Below are 17,635 nucleotides of genomic sequence, written 5' to 3'. Positions count from 1 at the left end.
CCTTTTTCTTCGTTGCTGGTCGATCATGCGATGTCCCCGACGATGCGGAGCTGGGGACCACTTGGGGACCGGGGCGCCCTCAGGTACGCGGTCAGCGAGTCGCCGGCGGCAGCGACAGTCGCCGAATCCGGGTGCAGGTAGCGCTGCGTCGTCATCAGCGATCCATGCCCGGCGATCTTGCGCAGCACGTGCACCGGAACGCCCGCGTCAGCCATCCACGTCAGGCCGGTGTGCCGCAGGTCGTGGCGGCGAAGATGCTCGTGGCCGAGCTTGGTGACCACCTCGTCCCAGTGCGTCGCATCCCGCAGGACCGCCGTGGAGATCCGCCCGCCGCGCGGACCGGCGAAGATCCGTGCGTTCGGATCGGAGTGCGCCGTCGCACGGCGCTGCACCAGGTCGCGAATCTCCGCGATGACTGGCACCGATCGTGCGCGCTTGCCCTTTGTCCCCTTGTCGATCAGACCGCCCGGACCGGCTGTGGTCTGGCGCCGGACGGTCCAGGTCCAGGTGCGCAGGTCGATGTCCGCCACCCGCACGCCGGACACCTCACCGATCCGGGCAGCCGTACAGGCTGCGAAGATCACCACCTCGCCCCATCCACTGAACTTGTCCGCCGAACGATCGACCAGGGCCTGGGCCAGCTCCGTCAGCGCCGACCAGTCGGGGAGGGCGAGCGATCGCGGATCATCCAGCTCATCGGCGAGGCGCTGGTACTCGCGTTGCCATCCCGACACTCGGGCGGGATTCCGATCGATGATCCCGTCCCGGACGGCCTGCTCCAGGATTCGCACCAACACGGCGAGGCTGTTCTTCACGGTAGAGCGGCCGCACTCGTCGGCGATCCAGCCGTGCACCGCCCGGTCCACCGCACCGTTGGTGATCATTCGCACCGGTAGGTGACCGAGCGTCGGGATCACCCGCTTCCGCCAGCCAGCCAGGTACGGATCAAGGGTCTTGCCCTCCAGCCCGCGCATTGCCAGGTCCAGCACGGCGGCGCCATATTCGGCGAGCGGCATGGTGGCGGCCAGGGGGTCAACGCCGCGACTGGCCGCATTGCGTACGGTCGTAATCCAGGCGAGGGCCTCCTCCTCGGTGCCGAACGATTCCGACTTGGACCGACGCTGCTTTGTCGCCGGCTCGACCCAGCGCACGCGCGCCCGATACTGGCTCGCGCGATCAGCCCGGACCTCGATGTCGTGCGAGATCGGGATGCCGACAGGAAGCGATGCGATGGCGCCCATCACGCTGCCCTCTCCGGGACGATTCGGCGGCTGCGAAGCCATTCCTCCACGTCACTGGCGTTGTAGATCGTGAGTCTGGACGACAACCGTACGAACGGCGGCCCTTGCGGTGGAAGCGATGTTCGCCATCGCCGGACTGAGGACGGGTCTACGCCGAGCAGCTGCGCCAGCTCCTCCGTGGAGTACCAGCGCCCGGCGAGTAGATCTGCGTTCATGCCGCGTGCCCCCTCTCGTGCCCTTGATCACTAGTTGCCGAACAGTTGGCGCTTGGTGGTTCGCCGGCTTTGAGCTGTGCGGCGAGGTAGTCGGCTTTCCAGCGTTGTCGCTGGCTGATGGCCTGCAAGAGCAGCGCCGGGCGGGTCGGGACGTCGGTGTCCCCGGATTTGGTCCGTTCCCACAGGAATGGGCCGTCGTCGACGGCGTAGGAGGGTTGGACGCCGGCTTTGTCGAGCAGTTGCCGAACGAATTCAGTTCGCTCGGCCCGGTGGTCGGACAGGGACTTGTTGGACCACTTGCGGGAGACGAGCACCCGGCGGCCGGCGATGCCGAGGTACTCGGCCTTGTGTGCCTTGCCCTTGCACTCCCCGGGCATGGTGTTCATCCGCACGCCCCGGGGCTGGATGCCGTAGAGCAGCCACACCGGGCAGCGAGGCGTGCACGGGGTGACCTGGAGTTCAGCGACGAGGCGGCGGGCGTGCTCGCGCTGCCGGTTGGTGGCGTCCTCGGCTAAACCGGCGGCTTGGGTGACGGACTTGGTCAGGTACTTGGTCAGGTAGCCGATGTGGCGGCCGGCTTCTTCGGTGCCGCCGAGGATGCCCTTGACGTGGACCTGGGCGCCGAAGCGGACCACGTGCGCCGGGGGCTCGCCCTTGCCGGGGGTGGCCTCGTCGAAGGTGGGCAGGAGCTTGCGGGTGTCGGGGTCGACGAAGCCTTTGGCCTTGCCGTCGAAGAACGGCATGTTCTTGCCGGTGTAGCGCTGGGTGTCGTGGTTGGGCCAGAAGATCTGCCGATAGGTCGCCGCCGTGATCGCCCGCAACTCAGCACGGGAGATGGAGCCGCGGATGGCGGCGTGGAAGTGCGGGGCACCGCGCTTCTGTGGTTCGACCGCGCCGAAGTACTGCACCTCCCATCCCACGCAACGGCGGGTGTTCTGCCAGAACCGGTCCACCAATGCCGGGAAGTGGATCGCGTCCCGAGCGGCCGTCCGGTAGTCGTAGGTGTCCGGGTTGATCGCCGCCCCGTCTGAGTCGACCCTCCCGTACGAGCCGAGCGTCAGCGTGAGGAACGTCGAGGGCCGGTACTTGCCCGCGAACACCTGCCCGACGGTGCGCTTCTCCACCGGCCGCCGAGGCAGATCCGGGACGTCCTGGCGTCGCTGCGTCGACCGGGTGACCGTGGCCTTCTCCGGCGCGTCCAGCGGCTCCAACCGACCCCGCACCCCGAGCCGGCGTAGCTCCTCGTCCAGCTCAGTGACGATGTCGGCGATCTCGGCGCACTCGTTCTCCTCGCCGGCCTCCTTCGCCAGCTGATACGCCGCGTGCAGATCAGCTCGGGAGGCCATCAGCTCCTTCTGAAGCGCGGTCGGTTCGACCGGGTCGGGGTCGGGTTCCTGCTCGAGGTGCCAGCCCTGGCGGCACTGCACTACCCGCAGCCGGCGAGCTTTCTGCGCGCACGGGTTACACACGTCTTCCCGCGTCGACCCGCACGGCACCGCGACCACGTCGATCCGTCCCGTGGTGAGGTCGATCCGACGCATAGCCAACGGACGAACACAGACCCCGTGGTCCTCGGCCAACTGCTGCGCCACATCCCCGGCTAGGGCAAGGAGGGCTTTCTGCGCGCGAGTGAGCTGGTCCTGATCGACGACCTGCCCGTCCGTCTCCTGGTGTGCTTCGGTGCTCATGCCACACCAGCCGGGTACGGGGCCGGTGCGGGCAGGGCCAGCACGGTGCCCGGGGTTGTGTCGAAGGACGGGCCGGTGACGAACGCTTCGAGCTGTTTGATCTGCTCGTCGGGCACCCAGCCACCCCGCACCCGCAGCGGTTCGCGGATGCCCTCGCCGAACAGGTAGCCCACGCCGGCCTCGGACTCGCCGATTCGGTTGGCCCAGGCGCCCCGGTCGTAGGCGTGGTCCCCGAGCGCCATCCCTACATGGCTCTTGGTGGGCACGCGGAGGCAGATGCGGCGGGGGAACAGGTCCCGGACCGGGACGGTGTCCTTATTCGGCTCCTGGACGTACCCGCGCACGGTGTAGCCGAGGGCTCGGCCTTGGGTGGTCAGCAGGGCGACCCGTTCGATGATCGCCTCACGGATCTTGCGGTCCCCGACGTACTTGGTCAGCGCGGCGATCTCGTCGAACTCCACCAACTCCAGCGGAGTCTCCCGCGTGATCGGCACTGTCCGGACCTTGCCCGCGTGGGTGGCCTTGCGGGCATTCATCTCCTCAACCAGGTCGTCCAACATGGTGAGGGCTTCTTTCGCGGTGACGGCGTAGCGGTGGAAGATCCCGCGTCCGTAGGCCAGCTCCATGCCCTTGGGGTCGATCCCGGAGACCCGCACGAGTCCAGCGCGGATGGCCGGGGCCATGGAGATCAGCGGGCACCAGGTGAAGGAGTTCTTTCCGGCCCCGGTCGAGCCGACCACCAGGGTGTGTCCACCGATCAACGGCTGGTACCAGTCCACCCCGTACTCGGTCCGTCCCGACCACACCCGCCGCAGATCCACCGACCCCGGATCCACGTCGACCAGGTTGGCGAGGTCGCGGGCCGGGACCGGGTCGAGCAGCAGGTTGCAGCGCTGGAAGTCGATCGAGACCACGTTCGGCTTGAGCTCCCGAACCTGGCACCGCATCACGCCCCGGGCCACCGCGAGCTCCCGGGCGACCAGGTCGAAGTCCTCCGGCTTCTGCCCGGCCACCAGCTTGACCCGGACCTCGTCCCACGACGGACCCGACCGAACGCCCACGATCCTCGGGACCTGATCCGGGCGTGGCTTGGACTTCGGAGCGAGCGCGGTCCGCTTGAACGGGTTGACGTTGATCGTGATCTGCTGCTCCGCATCGGGCACCGTCAGCCGACAGGCCCGCAACCAGCGCGGCATCTTCGGGGCGTAGATCACCCAGCGCTGCCACCACGACCGCAGATGACGCCCCGCCCACACATCGAACGAGCTGAGTTCCACCAACCGCCACACCACCAGGCCAGCGGCAACGGTGCCGAGGGTGATGGCGAGGGACTGCCAGCCCCACCAGTGCCACCACGCGGCGACGGCGATTGTGGTCAGGGTGGTGCGCCAGTGCTTGACGATCGTCTTGCCCGTCCACCACAAGGCCTTCCCGATCAGCCACAGGGCGGCGAACACGACCGCGATGGTCGCCAGCACCTCCAACGCCTGCTTGAGGTAGTGACCGAGCCAATGCAGCACCCAGCCGAGCACAGCCAGGCCGACGAGCAGCAGGACCACAGCTTGCGTGTGCATTCAGGCCACCTCCCCGATCTGGTTGACGCGACGGTTCTCGAACAGCTCCGACCGATCAGCCGCCCATAGGCCGCCGACGACGCCCCAGCGCAGGGCCGGGTCTTCCCAGGACATGGCGTCGGCCAGGCACACCTGTCGCACCGGGCACCCGGCGCAGATCTGCTTGGCCGCTGCCACGCGAGGCGCGATTTCCGGGCCGGAACCGACCGGGTAGAACACCTCTGGATTTGTGCCGGAGCAAGCCGCCTGGTCCCGCCAGCCCCGCACTGCCGGCGCGATGAACCCCAGGTTGGTGAGCAGCTCGCGGACCCGCCGGGAGCGCACTCCCGTGACGCCCTTCATGCCGTCACCTCGCAGTCGTCCGGGCCGGTGCAGCCGCACCCGATGACGGCGCACACCGGCTCTCCGGCTTCGCGCCGGCGCCAGTCGGTGGCCATCTGACCCAGCAGCCGGGCGCGTTGCTCGCGGTCCGCGATCGCCACGAACAGCGCACGGCCGAAGACCACTGGCGATCGGCGTGTCTACCCGGATTGCTTTACCCCGGGCTTATCGCTCGGCTCAACGAAGTTGCGCCCGGTCGCGTATATACCGACCTGACATGGGCCGAATGGGCAATGCTCGACGCGTTTGAAGACCCGACGTACGCGCTCACTGCGGTCCGCCTCCGTCCCACGAACGGCACGGCGCTTGCCTACGTCTGGACCGAAGCCACCAACGGCACTGTCTGGCAGTCAGACTCCCTGACCAGCCGCGAACTCGCCGAATACCTGGCACGGTGTGCCCGATGGAGGAAAGCCCACGAGGCCACAGCCAGCCAGCACCGCGCCTAATGCTGCCGAATCTGCCTATATGAGATCAAGGCGCCGCCTGCGGCGGCGCGGGCCGGCAATTGCCGGCCCCGCCGACTCGCGCCTCTACCTCCGGCCCGGCGCGGCCGGCGGGGCCTCGGCCGGCCCACCGCTCTGTAGGCTCGCCTCCCCCTGACACGGAGGAGCCAGTGTCCTTGTTCCAGCAGCTGCTGCCGCTGATCACCTTCCTGGTGGGCGCTGGGTCGACTGTGTTCGCCGAAACCCGACGCGACGCACGTCTGCTTCGCCGCGAGCTTGCGGCTCACGATCGCATGCGACGGGCGGCGGCAGAGGATCGACGAGACACATTTGAGTTGGAGCATTTGCTTAAGCTGAACTCGGCGCTGAGCGACCACGCCCGGGCAGCTGGAGCTGCGCATCACGCCGACATCATGATGAGCAGGCAGACGGGGAAGTACGGCTCGGCACGTCTCGGAGACGAGCTTTCCGACGCGCTGATGAAAGCGAACCGGAGTGTCAACGAGCTCAAAGGCCTGGTGCTCGTGGATGAGGTTCGCCAGCTCGTCCAGGATGCACAAACTGCGCTGAACACTCCTCAGTCTGCGAGGAGTGAGGACGCTGCTGAAGCTGCGATGGCCACGGCAAGTGTTGCTCTGAACGCCGCGCAGAGCGCGATAGCAACACGCGTCCGCTCGATCTATTTGTCGGGCGACGAGCCACGATGACGACGGGCTCCGCCCGAACCCGGCACCGCTTCGGAGATCAAGGGGGCGGGCGGGGCGGTGACCTCCACACGGCGCGCCCGAGGGCAGCCAGCCCGAGGGGCCAGGTCACAAGGCGGGAATGAGTACCTTGCAACCTGGCCCCTCGGGCCGGCAGGGATGAACCCGCGCCGCGAGGAGATCACCACCAGCTCCCAGCGCGTCAGGGCGACGACCAGGAACGCCGTGCTATTCACGTGCTATTAGGTCCGGCCAACCACGGTCAAACGAGGGTGATCGAGGCGGCCCGGCACCGAGGTCAACAGCAGTGAGCGCTACCCCGGCACGGCCTTCCAAACTGGCCACGCGGGTCCGACTCCCGTCGCCCGCTCCCGGTGGAACTACTGGCGACGACAGCGCTCAGTCCCGACGATCTCGGCGGCATTGCGCACCGAGCCACGCAAGCGGGCCGACCTAAGTGATGATCGTCGTCACCGGTAATCCGAAGCGACGCTCGGCCTGATGGGGCAGGTCGGCCTTGAGCCAGCGCGAGAGGCGACGAGGCAACGTGGCGATGATGATCTCGTCGAACTCGTGCTCCGCTACGATCGTGCTGATCGCCTCCAGCGGGTGAGGGCTCCCGAGGCCACCGTCCACCGGGACCTCCAACTCGGCCAGCTCGGCCAAGGTCCGGTCCAGCCGCTCGCGGGACAGCTCGCTCGCCTCCGCGTCCGAGCTCGGCCGGCCGTAGTCGGTCACGATGCTGGGCATTGGCAGGATGCCTCCGGCGGCGGGCACGCTCGCGTAGTGCGCGGCAGCGGTGTTGGGGACGAGCAGGTAGAACGTGCTCGGCTCCTTCTCGATTCGCTTGCTGATTTCGTCTCGCAGTGCTGATGCCCGCAAAGTCTGGTTGGCCACGACGAGGTACCTACGCATGACGACCACCCACTTGGTGTGTGTTGACAGGCGGTGGGGAGCTATGGTATCGAGCGTCGGTTCAACGAGCTAGAGGGCAACGGCGTGAACCTGGCGTCGCCGACACTGGCCGTAGCGTGGTAGTCCCATCACGTGCGGTTCCGACGGCCCGACCGACAGTGCATGGTCCATTGCGGTCCACTGGGCCGGCAGTCCAATGTCAATCCGGCGGCCGACTAGTCTCCCGAGACGCTGCGGACGGACGAGCAGACTGGCTCGGCGGGAGTGAGTTAGCGTCTCACCAATGCTCACTGGCCTGCACGCGATCGTGTTCACCCCGGAAGCAGTGAGTGGCGTGCCTCCCACATTTCGGATAGCGGACCCAATAAGGTTCCGTCCGAATTGGAGGAAGATCGATGCGGGAGAAGCGCCGGAGATTCAGCCCGGAGTTCAAGTCTGAGGCGGTTCGACTTGTGGTCGACACCTCGCGTCCTGTCGCTGAGGTTGCCCGCGAGATAGGCGTGCACGAAGGCACTCTCGGGAACTGGGTCAACAAGTATCGCGCCGAGCATGCCAGCGACGAGCCACCGTTGACTATGCCAGAGCGAGCACGCCTGCGGGAACTCGAGCGCGAGAACCGGGAATTGCGCATGAAAACCGAGTTCCTGGGAAAGGCAGCGGCCTTTTTCGCCCAGGAGTATCGGTGAGCGAGAAGTACTCGTTCATCGAGGCGGAGAAGGCGCACTACCCCATTCAGACAATGTGCGGCTGGTTGCGTGTGTCGACCTCAGGTTTCTACTCCTGGCGAGACCGGCCTGCCTCACACACGGCGATCCGTCGCGCACGACTGGGCGCGCTCGTCCAGGCGATCTTCGAGGAGTCGGACGGGACGTATGGCTATCGGCGGGTCCACGCGGCCCTGGCCCGCCAGGGCGAGGTATGCGGACCGGAGATGGTCCGCGACCTCATGTCTGAGCTGGATCTGGTCACCTGCCAGCCACGACCGTGGCGTCCGACCACGACCCAAGCCGGCGAGGGCGCCGCGAGCATCCCCGACTTGGTGGGTCGCGACTTCACCGCCGACGCGCCGGGCAAGAAGCTCGTCGGTGATATCACGTACCTGCCGACATGGCAGGGGTTCTGTTACCTGGCAACCGTGATCGACTGCTGCACCAAAGAATGCATCGGCTACGCGATCGCCGAGCATATGCGCGCCGAACTCGTCATCGACGCGCTCCGCATGGCCTCCCGAAACTACGACCTAGAAAGCGAAGCGATTTTCCATAGCGATCACGGATCCCAATATCTGAGCCAGGCCTTCGCCGAGGCGGCGGCTCAACTCGACATTCGACAATCAGTCGGCCGAGTAGGCTCATGTTTCGACAATGCCCTCGCCGAATCGTTCAACGCCACTCTGAAGGTGGAGCGCGTCAACCGCACCGCCTACCCTACAAGAGAACACGCCCGAAAGGATGTAACCCGATACATCGAGTTCCGCTATAATCTCAAGCGTCTCCACTCGGCGCTGGCCTACCGAACTCCACGAGAGGCCTACAACGAGTACCAAAATCAGCGGCAAGCGGCATAACAACACGAATAATAGCTATCCGAAAAACGCGGGGCAGCCCAGAGGGTTCGCGCGTTCTTTCGTGACACCCTCGGGTTGGGCTCAGTTGACGCGGGGAACGGCTGGCCGATCTTCGCCAAGCCACCGGCTGAGCTGGCGGTGCACCCCTCCGACGACGAGCCCCACCACACGCTCTACCTGATGTGCGACGACATCGAACAGACACTCACCGAGTTGCGTGGCAAGGGCGTCGAGGTAGTCGGCGACGTTCGGGACGTGAGGTGGGGCCTACTGAGCGCCATCCGACTGCCCGACGGCAGCGAGGTACCCATCTACGAACCTCGCCACCCCTCCCCGCAGTGGGGCGCCTGACCGCACGCCGTCGCGGGCTCTTCCCGGAGAGCTGGGGACCATCTGGGGACCACACGCCGTGCGCGCAACCGGACGGCTCGCATGTCGGCACTCAGCTCGCACGGCGCTATCACGTTCGTGAGCTGCGGAAATGCCCAGTCCCTCGTACTGGGGGTCAAGGGGTCGCAGGTTCAAATCCTGTCGTCCCGACAGGGTTGCCAAAGGCCCGCTGACTTGGAGTTAATCCAGGTCAGCGGGCCTTTTTCTTTGCGTGGACTCCGCCGGTGTTGATGTTCGTTCGCCTCGGAAAGCATGATCGAAGTGCTCGAGATGGAGCGAAGATGGAGCGGGGCACGAAAGGTGCGGTCAATATCTGGTCAAGGGGTCGCGTTCGCGGTCTCGGTGGCGGCTCGCTGGGCGCTCGTGGTGTCGACACACTCCATCTGGGGTGAACGGGGCTCAATCGGTCGTAACTTTGCTGAGCTGTCCGCAACGGGGTTCAACCGCGTCCAACGGGGTTCAACCGGGTGCAAGGGGTCGTAATGACACTGAACGGCTTTGAACGGGCCGCAACAGTGCCGAACGTGCGCGGTGCTCCGGTCGGGATGCACGGCAGAGAAGTGGTGTTGGCTGATTGCTCGTCCCGAGCGGTGCGGGTGCTGGTGCGGTCGGTATGAGGCAGGGGTGGCGGGCTCCTGGGGTGGGTGTTGAGTCCGCGCTGGAGTTGTGCGTGCCCGTGATGAGGACTCGCCGGGTGGGTATCTGGTGGAGTACAAGCGAAGGGCACTTGCTGGCTGGCGATGTCTGGCCGTGTTGAAGAGGGTCCTCGGTGTCGCGTTGTTTTCGGTGGCTCTGTGGTGGCTCTGCCTGGAGTGTTCGCCGGTGTTGCTTGGGTGTTGCTGGTTGATCGCTTGCGGATTTGGTTGTGTTGGTCGAGTTGGGCCCCGGGTAGTGCTTGGTGGGGTCTGTGGGTGGGGATGGTGTGTGGCGTGGGGTTGGTTCGGGGATCGTGCGGGCGGTGTGGTGCGAATTGGGTGGGTGAGGATCGGTGTCATTGCGTCCGGTGCTGTGAGACCTTGGACTGTTCCCGATTTCATTGACACTGGTTTAGGCTGCCAGTTCGGTAAGTTTTCTGAACCCTAGCTCGTATTCGATGGGTGTCAAGTAGGCGAGTGTGGAGTGTCGCCTGCGGCGGTTGTAGTAGCTTTCGATCCAGAGGAATGTCTGTTGTTGTACTTCGGTCGCACCGCTCCATGGCCGGGTGTGGATGAGTTCTTTCTTGTAGGTTGCGAAGAATGATTCGGCGACCGCGTTGTCGAAACAAGTAGCGCGCCGACCCATTGAGCGCTGTACGCCGTTCTCGGTGCAGAAGTTAGCGAATTCTCGGGACGTATATTGACAGCCTCGGTCGCTGTGGAATATGACCCCGGCCAGGGGTTTACGGGTGACCAGTGCCGCGGCGAGGGCCTCGACGATGAGGCTGGTGCGCAGGTGATCGGCGACGGCGTAGCCCACCACTTTGCGGGAGTGCAGGTCGATCACAGTCGCGGTGTAGACCCAGCCGTCGACTGTCTGGACGTAGGTAATGTCGCCACACCAGCGGGTGTCGGGTGCGTCGGCAGTGAAGTCCTGGCCGATCAGGTCTGGGGCGTCGATAGGGCGTAGACCTGCGACGGTGGTCTTCTTCCAGGCTCGGGGGTGGCGTCCTTGCAGGCCGGCGGCACGCATCAGGCGCCAGACCCGCTTGGGAGCGGTCCGCACGCCGCGCACGACCAGCTCAGCCCAGACCCGGCGCACCCCGGGGTGGCCGTGCAGGTCTTGGTGGATCTCGCGGATGGTCTCGGTGAGCTCGGCGTCGGTGCGTTCGCGCTGGCACGGCCCTGAGGTCAGCCATCGGTAGTAGCCCTGCCGGATCACTCCGAGCTGGTCGCACATGAACGTAACCGAAAACTGCTCATCGGTTGCCCAGTCCGCGATCGCCGCGTATTTCACGGCTGTTCCTTCGCGAACCAGGTGGCAACTTTTTTTGCGAAGTCCCGCTCCATCTTCACAATGGCGATCTCTTTACGTAGCCGTATCAGTTCGGCACGTTCAGACTCGGACAAGTCCTTGTCAGGAGTGCGACCGGACTCTCTTGCTGACTTCACCCATTTACCCAACGTCATCTCGTGGACGCCGATACTTTTCGCTACCTCAGCGATAGTGCGGCCGGAATGGGACTGTTCGATCTTCGGTGTTTTCGGCCTGACGCGCCGGGCTGAGGTCCGGCGGGATGGGCACGGAGTGTGATGACAGTTGACGCTGTGACAACGCGGACGTCGAAGACGAAGGCCAGCAAGCCGGCGAGTGCTCAGGAGCAGCTGGTTGCGGCGATGGTGGCGCAAGCGCAGGAACAGGGGCTGGCGTTGACCGGCCCGGACGGGCTGCTCAAGCAGCTGACTAAGACGGTCCTGGAGACCGCATTGACCGCGGAGATCACTGAGCACCTCGGCCACTCGAAACACGGTGATCAGCCGGGTCGTGAGGGCACGAACGTGCGCAACGGCAGCCGCACCAAAACGGTGATCTCGGATGCGGTCGGTCCGGTCGAGGTGGCGGTGCCACGGGATCGTGAGGGCACGTTTGAGCCGGTGATCGTGAAAAAGCGGCAGCGGCGACTCGGCAGTGTTGATGAGATCGTGTTGTCGTTGTACGCGAAAGGTTTGACGACGGGCGAGATTTCCGCGCATTTCGCCGAGATTTATGGTGCTTCGGTGTCGAGGGAGACGGTTTCTCGGATCACTGACAGTGTGGTCGCGGAGATGCAGGAATGGCAGTCGCGTCCGCTCGATGAATGCTACGCGGCCGTGTTTATTGATGCCGTGGTTGTGAAGGTGCGGGACGGCCAGGTCTCGAACCGAGTGTTCTACGCGGCGATCGGGGTGACGCTGGAGGGTCGCAAGGACGTGCTCGGTATCTGGGCTGGTCCGGGCGGTGAGGGGGCGAAGTTTTGGCTGCAAGTGTTGCAGGACCTGAAAAATCGTGGCATGAAGGATGTGTTCTTCGTGGTTTGCGATGGGTTGAAGGGGCTGCCGGACGTGGTGGCCGATGTGTGGCCGCTGGCTCGAGTGCAGACATGCGTGATCCACTTGATTAGGAATTCGTTCCGGATTGCGTCGAAGCGTGATTGGGACGCGCTGAAGAAGGATCTGAAGCCGATTTACACGGCGGCGACCGCAGCGGCCGCTGCGGTCGCGTTGGATGAGTTGGAGGAGACGTGGGGTGGCCAGTATTCCGCGATGATCCGACTGTGGCGCAACGCGTGGGAGGAATTCACGCCGTTCCTGGACTACGATCCAGAAATTAGGACCGTGTTGTGCTCTACTAACGCCATCGAGTCGTTGAATGCGCGGTATCGTAAGGCTGTGCGGGCACGAGGTCACTTCCCCACAGAGCAAGCCGCGCTCAAGTGTCTCTACCTGGTCACCCGGTCGCTGGACCCGACCGGTAAGGGCCAGACGCGGTGGACGATGCGGTGGAAACCTGCCCTGAACGCGTTTGCGAACACGTTCGGTGACCGCTGGCCGAGCGCCGAGAAGTACTAACCAGAACAGCCGAAAACACCGATCTTGTTACAGACCCGCCGGAATTGAGCACGAGGCTAACGGCCTGGTCCTTGTACTCCTGGGTGAAGTGTCGGCGTGTCGCCACGCGAGTACCTCCGCTGCGATCAGCGGCAGTCTACGACCGGCTGTCTACAAGATCGGGAACGGTCCACCTGGGACGATGTGGAACTGTTCACCGATCATCGTCGTGGTGAGGTTTGTGTGAGTGGGGCGGTGATGGGGCTGGCCCGGACTCGTAATGGCATTTGGCTTCGCCAGGTGGACGGGCTGAGTCAGGCGTCCTGATCGGGTAGTCCGGTTCTGAGAAGGTTCGACAAAGCTTTGGGTTCTGGTAATGTTCGGATCAGGATTCGCGTACTTGCCGAATTGCGGTGTGCGTGGAGTTCCCGCCCCCTGGACTCTTGTGGAGGACCCAAATGGCACAGAAGGTCGTAGTTTCGCTGGTTGATGATCTGTCTGGTTCGCAGGCGGATGAGACTGTGTCGTTCGGGTTGGATGGGAAGTCCTACGAGATTGACCTGTCCAGCGGTAACGCGGGCAAGCTGCGGGATGCTCTGGCCAACTATGTGGGTGCGGCGCGTAAGGCTGGGCGGAGCGGTCGTAGCAACGCCGCCGCCGCGGTGGCTCGTCCTGGGGCGGTGGACCGTGAGCAGAACCAGGCGATCCGGGAGTGGGCGCGCAAGCGTGGCATGAAGGTGTCTGACCGTGGTCGTATCCCGTCGGACGTGACCGAGGCCTACCACCAGGAGCAGTGACCCGCCTCTGGCCAGGGTCAACTGACCTACCGCCGATGTTTTGAGCTTCGTGTCAACGCCGACATAGGGATGGGTTCGGTAGGCCGATGATTGTGCGGCTGAACGGGGCGCGCGGGGCGGGTAAGGCGACGACCGCCGGTGAGCTGGTCGAGCTGCTCGCCGAGGCGGGTGTTCGATGCCGTGGAGGTCGGTTAGCTGCTGCGGTGCGGCTCGACGATGCCGGTGCTGGGGTAAGGTTCAGCGTTGGCCGCCATGGCGTAACCTGGTGCCAGAGGCCACCCGCTAGGTCCGGAATATGTCGGCTGAACATTGGTGCTCCCGGAGATCGCCCTGTTGGTCTCGCTGCGGCATCTCCTCCAATATTTGTTGTCCCATGCTGACCGGACGCTGCTATGGCGGATTGGGCTGGCTTCTGTTTGGAAGTTGAGGTGATCGATCCCACCGTTGTGTCATCGCCTGACGTCGCTCGCGCGAGCAGGCCCACGTGTCTAGTGGGCCTTTGGTACGTCAGCCACGACAAGATGGTTCGGCGGTGGGGCGCTGACTGTTGGTTCATGGGTGTTGGCGATGGGTTTTGAGAGATCGAAGGACCGATTCTGTTGATCAAGGTGCGGGTGCAGGCGTCAAAGATCAGGCTCGGCGATCGGCTGATGGGTGATTCGGGCGAGGCTGCCCAAGTCGTCCTGCAGGTCAGCTCCCGCGGCGGCGAAGTCCGGTTGTCACACGGCAGTACGGAGACGCGTCTGATGGGTGATCCGGTGGTGTGGGTGCTTCGTAATGAGCCACGTTTAGTGGAGGAAGAACTTCCCCACACCATTTGGCGGCCCAGCGGGCCTCGGCGCACCCAACCATGGGAAGGCGCGGACTAGGTCTGGGTTCGCGGGCTAGGTGTCAGGCCTGTTCTACGTGGTGACGCCCGGCATAATTCTTTGGCCGGGACAGGGCTTGCGAAACGGCTTAAGTTGCATTCCGAACGTGGTCGTGTAGTTCGTTGAGTTGGCACATGAGGCGGTCGGCGGTGGTGGGGCCGATGGTGACGGTTGCTTCGCTGGTCCGGTTGGTCGCTCGGCGTAGTTGCAGGAAGTGGCCGGTGTCGCCCCGTGGAATCCGACGACCCAGGGCGCGCGTTGCCGGGTCCCGTTGGCCCGGCTCGTGCCGCCGAGTTGGCCGATCTGGCGGATGCTGGTGCACATGTGTGCCAGCGAGGCGGCGTCGAGTCGGGGTACTGCGCGCACCGTGAGTTAGTCGGCCAGTGTCCAGAGGTTGCCGTCGCCGGCAGCTTCGCAGGCGTCGTCGAGTATGTCGGCTGGGATGTTGACCGGCCGTCCGTGGCCAGGGGTGATCGGTCCGGCTAGCTCGAGTAGGGCCCTGGCCACCTGCTGAGGCCGATCCCCGCAGCGCGGATGAGCTCTATGACTTGCTCGTTGGAGCGCTGAGGCGGGCGGGAAGGGATGAGTCACAGATAGCCGAGTACGAGATGGATATTCGGAGTGTGAGCGAGTTCCTGACCACGTTCGTCGTTGCCGGGAGACGAAAACCCGACCCTAGCCCGACAGTCTTCGACACCAACAGTGACCGCACGCATTGACCGTCACCCCGGTCAACAACGCCCAGCCTGGGCACGAGGTGAGCTGGGCGCTCGATGATCGTTCGGGATGTGAACTGCTCGCGATACGTGATCATGAGGCATCGTTCGAGGTCAGAAGGTTGCTGGAGTTCTCGTTCAGCTGCTCAAAGTTGCTGGCGTTGCTGTACTTCTGAGCTGTACACCTGTTCGGCGAGCGCGGCTCGGCCCCGACCTGCTTGCGGCGACAGTCATCATCAGCTTGACCTCGGTCGAGGAGACGCATGGACAGACCCCTGGAGGAAGCCCGATGACACATGGTGGGCGACTATGAGCGCGTCCGGCGGGCAGGTGTATGACCGCTGGTTCCTGCTCGGCGAGAAACGCAACGAACTCCTCGATCTCTGGGAGGTCCAACAGTACGGCCAGGACAGCTTCGGCGACCCCGACTACGTGTCGATCTATGGGCTCAAGCCACATGAGTGGTACGCGCGTGGGGTGCGAATCCCAGGTCGGACAGCGGTTGAGTGCACACGAGACCAGCTCGCCAACCTGATCGGACGCGACATCGCAGCGGCCGCACGAGCTGCGTCAGCTACTTCGCCGACGGTTGTCGATCTGTTCGCCGGATCGGGCAACACCTTGCACTGGATCAAGACGCATACCGGCGCGCACCAGGCGATTGGCTTTGAGCTTGATGACACGGTGTTCAGCCTGGCTCATGCGAATCTCTCGATCATGGATCTCGGAATTGATCTCAGGCATGACAGCTATCTACGTGGGCTCCCAATGCTCACTAACGTGAGTGAGGATGATCTACTCATCGTGTTTGTCGCCCCTCCTTGGGGCCGCGCCCTCAGCGAACGAGCAGGGCTCGACCTTCGCCGCACTGGACCGTTCCCGATCTTGTAGACAGCCGGTCGTAGACTGCCGCTGATCGCAGCGGAGGTACTCGCGTGGCGACACGCCGACACTTCACCCAGGAGTACAAGGACCAGGCCGTTAGCCTCGTGCTCAATTCCGGCCGCACTATCGCTGAGGTAGCGAAAAGTATCGGCGTCCACGAGATGACGTTGGGTAAATGGGTGAAGTCAGCAAGAGAGTCCGGTCGCACTCCTGACAAGGACTTGTCCGAGTCTGAACGTGCCGAACTGATACGGCTACGTAAAGAGATCGCCATTGTGAAGATGGAGCGGGACTTCGCAAAAAAAGTTGCCACCTGGTTCGCGAAGGAACAGCCGTGAAATACGCGGCGATCGCGGACTGGGCAACCGATGAGCAGTTTTCGGTTACGTTCATGTGCGACCAGCTCGGAGTGATCCGGCAGGGCTACTACCGATGGCTGACCTCAGGGCCGTGCCAGCGCGAACGCACCGACGCCGAGCTCACCGAGACCATCCGCGAGATCCACCAAGACCTGCACGGCCACCCCGGGGTGCGCCGGGTCTGGGCTGAGCTGGTCGTGCGCGGCGTGCGGACCGCTCCCAAGCGGGTCTGGCGCCTGATGCGTGCCGCCGGCCTGCAAGGACGCCACCCCCGAGCCTGGAAGAAGACCACCGTCGCAGGTCTACGCCCTATCGACGCCCCAGACCTGATCGGCCAGGACTTCACTGCCGACGCACCCGACACCCGCTGGTGTGGCGACATTACCTACGTCCAGACAGTCGACGGCTGGGTCTACACCGCGACTGTGATCGACCTGCACTCCCGCAAAGTGGTGGGCTACGCCGTCGCCGATCACCTGCGCACCAGCCTCATCGTCGAGGCCCTCGCCGCGGCACTGGTCACCCGTAAACCCCTGGCCGGGGTCATATTCCACAGCGACCGAGGCTGTCAATATACGTCCCGAGAATTCGCTAACTTCTGCACCGAGAACGGCGTACAGCGCTCAATGGGTCGGCGCGCTACTTGTTTCGACAACGCGGTCGCCGAATCATTCTTCGCAACCTACAAGAAAGAACTCATCCACACCCGGCCATGGAGCGGTGCGACCGAAGTACAACAACAGACATTCCTCTGGATCGAAAGCTACTACAACCGCCGCAGGCGACACTCCACACTCGCCTACTTGACACCCATCGAATACGAGCTAGGGTTCAGAAAACTTACCGAACTGGCAGCCTAAACCAGTGTCAATGAAATCGGGAACAGTCCACACCGACCCACCGGTGTCCGAGGTCATCAACACCACGACTGGCGTCCTTGGCAGCCACAAGCTGCTCTTCGCCGTACAGGTCTACGAGACCGTCGAACCTGACTCACTAGCGGAATTAACTACTCAGTTCCCTTGGTGGGAACTGAAGGTCTACGACATCAACGCTGCGGGACAGAACCACGGGCTTCTCCTGGCCTCGTGGGGCTGGAGCGCTGCCTGACTCTTACCGCACGCCTGTTACGTGACAACTCAAGATCCTTTGCGAACCTCATGACCTGACTGGTAGTGAGCAGCCCTTGACGACGCATGGTCGTGTTTGCCGATATCAGGATCTACCTGGGTGAACAGTCCAAATGGCCGCTTGTCGATCATCAGCGAGACCGGTCGTTCGCCATCATTCTGCGAAGGTAAGACGTGGAGTTGATCAAGGCTATGGCCACACGATGGACCACCGGTGCCCGCAGACCACTCTTTTCAAAGGCTACGGCGGCACGC

General features: G+C 64.2%; 20 protein-coding genes and 1 pseudogene. 12 read left to right on the top strand and 9 right to left on the bottom strand.

What is annotated here, in order from left to right; translation table 11 throughout:
- Positions 1-23: 23 nt before the first annotated feature.
- The 6 genes from ACTXG6_RS35255 to ACTXG6_RS35230 are packed head-to-tail and all read right to left on the bottom strand — an operon-like array spanning position 24 to position 5,224.
- Positions 24-1,283: a site-specific integrase gene (locus ACTXG6_RS35255; protein ID WP_445183658.1), complete on the bottom strand. Its 1,260-nt coding sequence runs from the start codon at positions 1,281-1,283 to the stop codon at positions 24-26.
- Positions 1,241-1,456, bottom strand: coding sequence for a helix-turn-helix transcriptional regulator (locus ACTXG6_RS35250; protein ID WP_445183657.1), 216 nt, complete (start codon positions 1,454-1,456; stop codon positions 1,241-1,243). The genes ACTXG6_RS35255 and ACTXG6_RS35250 overlap by 43 nt, the downstream gene beginning before the upstream one ends.
- Positions 1,453-3,144, bottom strand: coding sequence for a replication initiator (locus tag ACTXG6_RS35245; RefSeq protein ID WP_445183656.1), 1,692 nt, complete (start codon positions 3,142-3,144; stop codon positions 1,453-1,455). Before ACTXG6_RS35245 ends, ACTXG6_RS35250 begins: the two co-directional genes overlap by 4 nt.
- Positions 3,141-4,718: an FtsK/SpoIIIE domain-containing protein gene (locus ACTXG6_RS35240; RefSeq protein WP_445183655.1), complete on the bottom strand. Its 1,578-nt coding sequence runs from the start codon at positions 4,716-4,718 to the stop codon at positions 3,141-3,143. Before ACTXG6_RS35240 ends, ACTXG6_RS35245 begins: the two co-directional genes overlap by 4 nt.
- Positions 4,719-5,060 carry a WhiB family transcriptional regulator gene (locus ACTXG6_RS35235; RefSeq protein WP_445183654.1) on the bottom strand — a complete coding sequence of 114 codons (342 nt, stop codon included), beginning with the start codon at positions 5,058-5,060 and terminating at the stop codon, positions 4,719-4,721.
- Positions 5,057-5,224: a hypothetical protein gene (locus ACTXG6_RS35230; RefSeq protein ID WP_445190343.1), complete on the bottom strand. Its 168-nt coding sequence runs from the start codon at positions 5,222-5,224 to the stop codon at positions 5,057-5,059. The genes ACTXG6_RS35235 and ACTXG6_RS35230 overlap by 4 nt, the downstream gene beginning before the upstream one ends.
- Here ACTXG6_RS35230 and ACTXG6_RS35225 point away from each other — a divergent pair.
- Positions 5,177-5,548, top strand: a complete 372-nt coding sequence (locus ACTXG6_RS35225; protein WP_445183653.1) for a gamma-glutamylcyclotransferase family protein — start codon at positions 5,177-5,179, stop codon at positions 5,546-5,548. The two genes, ACTXG6_RS35230 and ACTXG6_RS35225, sit on opposite strands and share 48 nt — an antisense overlap.
- A gap of 173 nt (positions 5,549-5,721) precedes the next feature.
- Positions 5,722-6,252 (top strand): hypothetical protein, encoded by a 531-nt coding sequence (locus tag ACTXG6_RS35220; protein WP_445183652.1) that lies wholly within the window; start codon positions 5,722-5,724, stop codon positions 6,250-6,252.
- 450 nt (positions 6,253-6,702) lie between these two features.
- On the opposite strand, the gene ACTXG6_RS35215 is transcribed toward ACTXG6_RS35220, so the two are convergent.
- A complete protein-coding gene (locus ACTXG6_RS35215) occupies positions 6,703-7,164 on the bottom strand; it encodes a hypothetical protein (protein WP_445183651.1) in 462 nt (153 codons plus the stop codon).
- A 395-nt stretch (positions 7,165-7,559) separates the two neighbouring features.
- Here ACTXG6_RS35215 and ACTXG6_RS35210 point away from each other — a divergent pair.
- Together ACTXG6_RS35210 and ACTXG6_RS35205 are read left to right on the top strand one after the other, a co-directional pair.
- Positions 7,560-8,731 (top strand): IS3 family transposase gene (locus ACTXG6_RS35210; protein ID WP_445183371.1). Its coding sequence is split into 2 segments (ribosomal slippage): positions 7,560-7,824 and positions 7,824-8,731, totalling 1,173 coding nucleotides; the frame shifts between segments, so codons are not numbered across the junction.
- A 75-nt stretch (positions 8,732-8,806) separates the two neighbouring features.
- Positions 8,807-9,082, top strand: coding sequence for a VOC family protein (locus ACTXG6_RS35205; protein ID WP_445183650.1), 276 nt, complete (start codon positions 8,807-8,809; stop codon positions 9,080-9,082).
- 1,086 nt (positions 9,083-10,168) lie between these two features.
- Here ACTXG6_RS35205 and ACTXG6_RS35200 read toward each other — a convergent pair.
- Positions 10,169-11,077, bottom strand: a pseudogene (locus ACTXG6_RS35200) (IS3 family transposase); the annotation flags it as partial.
- Positions 11,050-11,445, bottom strand: a complete 396-nt coding sequence (locus ACTXG6_RS35195; protein WP_445183649.1) for a transposase — start codon at positions 11,443-11,445, stop codon at positions 11,050-11,052. The pseudogene ACTXG6_RS35200 and the gene ACTXG6_RS35195, both read right to left, overlap by 28 nt.
- Here ACTXG6_RS35195 and ACTXG6_RS35190 point away from each other — a divergent pair.
- The 8 genes from ACTXG6_RS35190 (at position 11,350) to ACTXG6_RS35155 (ending at position 17,360) form a co-directional block, all read left to right on the top strand.
- On the top strand, positions 11,350-12,645 hold the full coding sequence (locus ACTXG6_RS35190) for an IS256 family transposase (RefSeq protein WP_445183648.1): 1,296 nt from the start codon (positions 11,350-11,352) through the stop codon (positions 12,643-12,645). The two genes, ACTXG6_RS35195 and ACTXG6_RS35190, sit on opposite strands and share 96 nt — an antisense overlap.
- 437 nt (positions 12,646-13,082) lie before the next feature.
- On the top strand, positions 13,083-13,421 hold the full coding sequence (locus tag ACTXG6_RS35185; RefSeq protein ID WP_445183647.1) for a histone-like nucleoid-structuring protein Lsr2: 339 nt from the start codon (positions 13,083-13,085) through the stop codon (positions 13,419-13,421).
- 599 nt (positions 13,422-14,020) lie between these two features.
- On the top strand, positions 14,021-14,290 hold the full coding sequence (locus ACTXG6_RS35180) for a hypothetical protein (protein ID WP_445183646.1): 270 nt from the start codon (positions 14,021-14,023) through the stop codon (positions 14,288-14,290).
- Positions 14,291-15,005: 715 nt separating this feature from the next.
- A complete protein-coding gene (locus tag ACTXG6_RS35175) occupies positions 15,006-15,182 on the top strand; it encodes a hypothetical protein (RefSeq protein WP_445183645.1) in 177 nt (58 codons plus the stop codon).
- 133 nt (positions 15,183-15,315) lie between these two features.
- Entirely contained in the window at positions 15,316-15,897 is a 582-nt protein-coding gene (locus tag ACTXG6_RS35170; protein ID WP_445183644.1) for a hypothetical protein, read from the top strand.
- A 44-nt stretch (positions 15,898-15,941) separates the two neighbouring features.
- The gene (locus tag ACTXG6_RS35165; RefSeq protein ID WP_445183284.1) at positions 15,942-16,229 is read left to right on the top strand and encodes a transposase; all 288 of its coding nucleotides are present in this window, start codon (positions 15,942-15,944) and stop codon (positions 16,227-16,229) included.
- Complete coding sequence (locus ACTXG6_RS35160; protein ID WP_445183283.1) at positions 16,226-17,110, top strand: IS3 family transposase; 885 nt, start codon at positions 16,226-16,228, stop codon at positions 17,108-17,110. The genes ACTXG6_RS35165 and ACTXG6_RS35160 overlap by 4 nt, the downstream gene beginning before the upstream one ends.
- A 43-nt stretch (positions 17,111-17,153) precedes the next feature.
- The gene (locus tag ACTXG6_RS35155; RefSeq protein ID WP_445183643.1) at positions 17,154-17,360 is read left to right on the top strand and encodes a hypothetical protein; all 207 of its coding nucleotides are present in this window, start codon (positions 17,154-17,156) and stop codon (positions 17,358-17,360) included.
- Positions 17,361-17,635: the final 275 nt, after the last annotated feature.

It is taken from the genome of Pseudonocardia sp. Cha107L01, assembly GCF_052566575.1.
The sequence above is the reverse complement of the archived record's forward strand: the minus strand, read 5'-3'. Positions and strand labels throughout refer to the sequence as shown.

What these genes read in the sequence shown, in the direction of transcription:
- ACTXG6_RS35185 (WP_445183647.1), top strand. Translation starts at nt 13,083, where the DNA reads ATGGCACAGAAGGTCGTAGTTTCGCTGGTTGATGATCTGTCTGGTTCG.
- ACTXG6_RS35255 (WP_445183658.1), bottom strand. Translation starts at nt 1,283, where the DNA reads ATGGCTTCGCAGCCGCCGAATCGTCCCGGAGAGGGCAGCGTGATGGGC.
- ACTXG6_RS35215 (WP_445183651.1), bottom strand. Translation starts at nt 7,164, where the DNA reads ATGCGTAGGTACCTCGTCGTGGCCAACCAGACTTTGCGGGCATCAGCA.
- ACTXG6_RS35250 (WP_445183657.1), bottom strand. Translation starts at nt 1,456, where the DNA reads ATGAACGCAGATCTACTCGCCGGGCGCTGGTACTCCACGGAGGAGCTG.
- ACTXG6_RS35240 (WP_445183655.1), bottom strand. Translation starts at nt 4,718, where the DNA reads ATGCACACGCAAGCTGTGGTCCTGCTGCTCGTCGGCCTGGCTGTGCTC.
- ACTXG6_RS35235 (WP_445183654.1), bottom strand. Translation starts at nt 5,060, where the DNA reads ATGAAGGGCGTCACGGGAGTGCGCTCCCGGCGGGTCCGCGAGCTGCTC.
- ACTXG6_RS35190 (WP_445183648.1), top strand. Translation starts at nt 11,350, where the DNA reads ATGACAGTTGACGCTGTGACAACGCGGACGTCGAAGACGAAGGCCAGC.
- ACTXG6_RS35170 (WP_445183644.1), top strand. Translation starts at nt 15,316, where the DNA reads ATGAGCGCGTCCGGCGGGCAGGTGTATGACCGCTGGTTCCTGCTCGGC.
- ACTXG6_RS35245 (WP_445183656.1), bottom strand. Translation starts at nt 3,144, where the DNA reads ATGAGCACCGAAGCACACCAGGAGACGGACGGGCAGGTCGTCGATCAG.